Here is a 5412-nt window from a genome sequence, read left to right as displayed (position 1 = left end):
ACGCCAACGCGCTGCGCTTTGAGGACAAGGCGGGCGAGGAGCAGGTGTGGATCCATGCTGAACGCAATATGGATACCGAAATTGAAAACGATGAAACGCGCTTTGTGGGCAGTAACCGTACCAAAACCATTGGCGGTAACGAAACCACTCACGTAAAGAAAAACCGTACCGAAAAGGTCGATCAGAACGAAACTATCACCGTGCATCAGAACCGGACGGAAACGGTCGACGGCAACGAAACCATCACCGTGCACAGCAACCGCACGGAAACGGTGGATATGAATGAAAAAGTGCGTATCGGGCAGAATCAGGCTGTCACCATCAACGGTAATCAGGTGCTGCAGGTGGATCAAGCTAAGGCGGAAACTATCGCGCTGGCCTCCATGCTTAATGTCGGACTGGCGCAAAATACCAATATTGGCGCGGCCTATATGCTGAACATTGGAGCAGGATGGATGACAAATACTGGCGCGATGCAGATGCATAACGTGGGTATGAAATATTCTGTCAGCAGTGGCAAAGATATCTCGCTTTCCGCAGGCACAACCGCTGACTACAGTGCGGAAGATAAGATTTCGCTGGTGTGTGGAGAAGCGATGATTGTGATGGAAAAAGACGGCACCATCACCCTGAGCGGCACTAAGCTGAAACTGATCGGCGAAAAAATGATTGACCTTGATGGCAAGCAGATAGATATCAACTGATTATGGAAAATTTTAAAAACCTGACGCCTTTTCCGGCGCTGCTTTTTGAGTCTCTGGACCAGCACGATCATGGTTTCACTACCGTGGTCGCCCGCCTGAGCTATGACCTCAATATTCACAGTGGCACGCTGACGCTTTGCGAAGATCAGGGCGAGCTGGTCGAGCAGGATAGCTATTTTGGTGAGACGGGGCGCAGTAGCACCCGTTTCGAAAGCGATTTGGCGCCTTATAAACCTCGCCTGGACGTGGTCATTAACGCTACCGCCTGGGCGCCTGAGGATAAGCCGGTCAAAGCTTTTACCGCAGGTATACAGATTGGTGATATTACCCGGTTGCTCAGAATTAACGGCGCGCGCGAATGGCGAAAAATGCTCGCAAGCTGGCAGCTCAGCGACGCTCAGCCCCTTACCTCGTTGGATATACGTTATGAATATGCCGCTGGCGGATTTTATCAGCCCGAGGGCGAAGACATTATCGCTTCCCCTGCGAATACGGTTGGAATGGGGTGGTATCCGCCAGCTCTGCTGAAAAAAACTAAAGCCCAACGCCTTGCCGCGCCGCAAATTGAATGGGTTACGCAACCAGTTGAAAAAATCGATCGTATTACGCAACCTGCAGGCTTCGGTTTTTATGGGCGTGGTTGGCAGGGGCGTATTGAATATGCGGGCAGCTACGACAAAAAATGGCAGAAGGAGAGGCATCCGCTATTGCCGCAGGATTTTAGTTTTGATTACTGGTGTGGCGCACATCCTTATATGCAATTCCCTTTTCCACAGCCTCTTAAATCGTTGCCGGTTAAGCTGCGCTATCTGATTGCCGCCAGCGAGATAAAAAACCAGCATATTCAGTTCAGTGTGCCGGTTGAAACTCTATTCGTTTTTATCACAACGCTAAAAGGCGCTGGCGTAGCTAAAGATATGTTGCTGGATACGCTGGTTATCGATTTGGCGACAAAAAAAGTGCATTGCAGCTATCGGGTGACCACTTCTGAACTAATGGAACCAGTAGTCACGGAGCTACGCTTTATTGCCGCAGAACAGCGCGAACAGCAATTGGCGCTGGCAACCAGGCTGAACGGCGACCCGCATTCCCAGGAGTTTGTGCCGCTGCCGCCGTGCCTACTGGGGAAGCTTCAGGAAGGAAAAACACATGGCTGAGAATTATGCGGCTCGCAAAGACGGCGCGTATAAAGTTGTGGGTATGGCACCGGACGCCTGTTTTACACCAGGCATACCGTCGCCGGTGCCCTATCCGGTCACCACTACTCTGGCTCCCGCGACCAACACGGTGAACTCTGTTAATTTTAAGGGTCGTCCCGCTTTTGTTTACGAGCAAAGCTTTGTGCCTACAACGATTGGCGACGCGGCAGGCAGCAATAAGGGTGTGGTCAGCGGCACGGTAGAAGGCGACTGCTGGTCAATTGAACACAGCCCGGACACCTTTATCGGCGGCCATGCCATGAACCGCGTTAGCGACCTGTTTGCCATGAATGGTAAAGCAACAGGTGGCCGCGGGGGAGCATTGACCAAACGAGAGACATGGGAGCGACGGAAGGCGCTGATTGCGAAAGGTAAACAGAGCAGCGATCCTAAAGTTCGTGCGGCAGCAGAGCGGCTTGAGCTGAACAATACTGGGGTGGAAAAGGCACGCCTGGCTAAAGATGTGTATGGAACAGAAAGTAATTCACCTTCTCCAGAATTACCACCTGAAGGTTGGAAAGATATAAGCAATAACCCTGAAGAACTGAGTAAGTATGGCTTAACAGAAGAAGATCTGGAAAATAAAGATGCAGCCGGACTTAAAGTGAAAGTATATCAACCTGATGAGGCCGTTTTTGGCAAAGATATGTCCGCATCTGTTGTATTTAGAGGAACCAGAATGACTTCTGGTGAAGACTGGAAAAACAATGCGTATCAAGGAATGGGTTTCAAATCACCTTATTATCAACAATCTGTAAGTATAGGAAAAAAAATAAGAGCCAGTTCTTTGCCTGTTGATTGCACAGGCCACTCTTTAGGAGGAGGTTTGGCATCGGCATGTTCACGCTCAAGTGGTCGTCCAGGATGGACGTACAATGCCGCTGGTCTGAATCCAGGCACAGTAGAAAAGTACGGCGGTAAAAATTATTATACAGGTTCTAATGAGAACATTAATGCTTACAGAGTAAAAGGAGAAATTTTAACCGCCGTACAAGAACCTGGATTTTGGGGAGGGCTGGCATTAATGGGAACAACTGCAGCGCTGGGCGCAAAAATGGGAGGTCTTGTAGGAGGGGTGGCAGGATTGTCTGTAGGCGGGCTACTTGCACAACTACCTGACTCTGTAGGCAAAAAGCATGACATGGACGGTGGGAAAGGCGATCCGGTAGCAAGACATGGGATGATTCAGGTAATACCTTGCATCGAAGCTGAAAAAGATATCGATGAAAATATTCTGAACACACTATAGGAGTTTACATGTTCTTTTTCAAAAAAACCAAGAAGACGATTCCATTGATTGTTACGTTAATTTTATCTTTATTTATGACAGGATGCTATGCTATGAAAAATAAACCGGCGGAAAAATACTTCAGTGGAAGCCAGCTCAGGCTCGCACAGGCTATCCATGAAGAAAATTTAAATGAAGTGCAGTCCTTACTACACACAACTGATTTAAATCGTCCTGCTAAGGAAGACATGACTCTTCTTTTTTATTCATTGCTGGAGGCAACTTCAAAGAATGATAAAAGCTTGCATATACTTTCATTATTAGTTAAAGCAGGTGCAGATCCTGTACAGCCTGTTCCAGATATGATGTCAGTAGCAGTTTTTGCAGCTAAAGCCGATTCTCCTTTATATTTAAAAGCACTATTAGAAGGTGGGATGAGTGCCGATGCTAAATATCGAACCACGCCAATAATTTTTTATACTGCTAACGATGAAACCATTGATAACATGAAAGTTCTGGTGCATTACAATGCTGATGTTAATGCTACTAATGGCGTAGGTAGAACGGCTATTATGGATGCTATAGATGTAATGCAATTACATGCAGTTGAATATCTACTTAATCATGGCGCGAATCCTAATGCTGTAAATAATCTTGGTTCAGGTTTTCGTTCAAAGCTTCAGGATGGAATTAGTGAAGTGGAAAATCCCTCTGAGAAAAGAAAGTTACAGCATATTAAAGAGTTAGCAATTCAAAAAGGGATGAAATAGTTTTAAAATGTAAGGTTAGCCATTTTTTAATGGATGGCTATCTTTTATAATTATTCAGTATGCCTGGGTCGAGCGTTTTCAGTTTTTAATTTTTCTTGATTTCCATTTATAATTTCGGTTGATTTTTTCATTGTAAACAAATAAACAAATAAACAAATAAACAAATAAACAAATAAACAAATTAGAGCGATATTTTGATATTGTAGAGATAGTCAGAAACTCTGCTGGAAAGATGGGGGCGTTGCTTTGAAATTGAGCGGTAAAACTGAATGTATAAACAATACTGCTGGATTGAAAGTTAGTATAGCTGAAAGTTTTGATGCTGAATTAATTGCAAGAAATAGAGGTTAGGATATAACTCCTTCTCAATTAAATGATAATTAAATTTTTAATTGATTTATCCTTTATTAAATAGACTTTACTTGTTTAGTTTCCCTCTGTTAAAACATTTAAATCCTTACTCCCTCTTAAGTGTAATCGCCGCGTTACCAGCGGTAATCGTGAACAAGCCTCACATGGATGGTACGAAGGGCGATCCCGTTAACAGACATCTTATGAGTCAGGTTATTCCCTGTATTGAAATGGAGAAAAGCCATGATGAGGCAATACTAAACAGTTTATGAGGAAAGTAATGAGGAATTTTAAAAGTTGGTTCATGAAATCAGTGGTTGTTATGGCTGTCGCATCTCTGGCAGGAATGATTTTAGGATGTTCAAACATGAAAGTACCTCCGGCGGAAGAGTATTTTAGCGGTACGCAGCTTGAGCTGGCTCAGACTATCAGTGATGTCAGAGTCAAGGACGTTGAGCGCCTTGCTAAAAATACCGACCTTAACAAGCCCGGCGCTAAAGAGATGACGTTGCTTATGTATGCGTTGCAAACTTCGGCGAATAATAAAAAAGATAGTCTGGATATTGTTACCCTGTTAGTAAAAGCCGGTGCAGATCCTCTGCAACAGGTTCCGGATATGGGTAGTGTTGCACAGGTTGTGGCACGGTCTGATAGTCCGGTTTACATGGAAGCACTCCTTGAAGGCGGCATGAGTCCCAACGCCATTGTTGAAGATACACCCATAATTTTTTACTCGGCTACAGAACACAGTTTTAATGTTTTGAAGTTACTGGTTGAAAAAGGTGCCGACGTCAACAAAAAAGATAGTTTAGGACAAAACGTTTTAATTGAGGCATTAGCAAGTATGCAGTTGGATCAGGTTGAATGGTTGTTGTTAAATGGCGCAGATCCTTCAGTTAAAACAGTCAATGGTTGGCAATTTGGTAATATGCTTGAAAAAACAATAAACAGGGAGGGTGATGTTAAAAGTAAAACAGGATCAAAACTAGAAGAAATTCGGGTTATTGCTATAAAAAAAGGTATGAAGTGGCCTCCGCAGCCTTATTAAATAATAATAAAGACAAAGTAATTTGATGAGGATTTCAATCGTTTTTTTCGGATTTACTGGTTAGAAAAGGCTGTGTTGTTCTTTAATATCCAAATTTTCATAGATTGCTTTG

5 protein-coding genes are annotated in these 5412 nt (G+C 44.3%); all 5 read left to right on the top strand.

From position 1 onward, the window contains the following. Window positions 1-704: bacteriophage T4 gp5 trimerisation domain-containing protein (locus tag RTK32_RS18325; protein WP_409451113.1), on the top strand; the 704-nt coding region annotated here is incomplete at its 5' end. Window positions 705-706: 2 nt separating this feature from the next. Further along, entirely contained in the window at window positions 707-1861 is a 1155-nt protein-coding gene (locus RTK32_RS18320) for a DUF2169 domain-containing protein (RefSeq protein WP_312046498.1), read from the top strand. After that, window positions 1854-3152 (top strand): PAAR-like domain-containing protein, encoded by a 1299-nt coding sequence (locus tag RTK32_RS18315; protein WP_312046496.1) that lies wholly within the window; start codon window positions 1854-1856, stop codon window positions 3150-3152. The genes RTK32_RS18320 and RTK32_RS18315 overlap by 8 nt, the downstream gene beginning before the upstream one ends. Window positions 3153-3160: 8 nt before the next feature. Further along, entirely contained in the window at window positions 3161-3901 is a 741-nt protein-coding gene (locus tag RTK32_RS18310; RefSeq protein ID WP_312046494.1) for an ankyrin repeat domain-containing protein, read from the top strand. Between the two features lie 718 nt (window positions 3902-4619). Further along, window positions 4620-5300, top strand: coding sequence for an ankyrin repeat domain-containing protein (locus RTK32_RS18305; protein WP_409451114.1), 681 nt, complete (start codon window positions 4620-4622; stop codon window positions 5298-5300). The last annotated feature ends 112 nt before the right edge of the window (window positions 5301-5412 follow it).

Origin of the sequence: Erwinia sp. (genome assembly GCF_031978025.1) — a bacterium.
Lineage (GTDB): Bacteria > Pseudomonadota > Gammaproteobacteria > Enterobacterales > Enterobacteriaceae > Erwinia.
The sequence above is the reverse complement of the archived record's forward strand: the minus strand, read 5'-3'. Positions and strand labels throughout refer to the sequence as shown.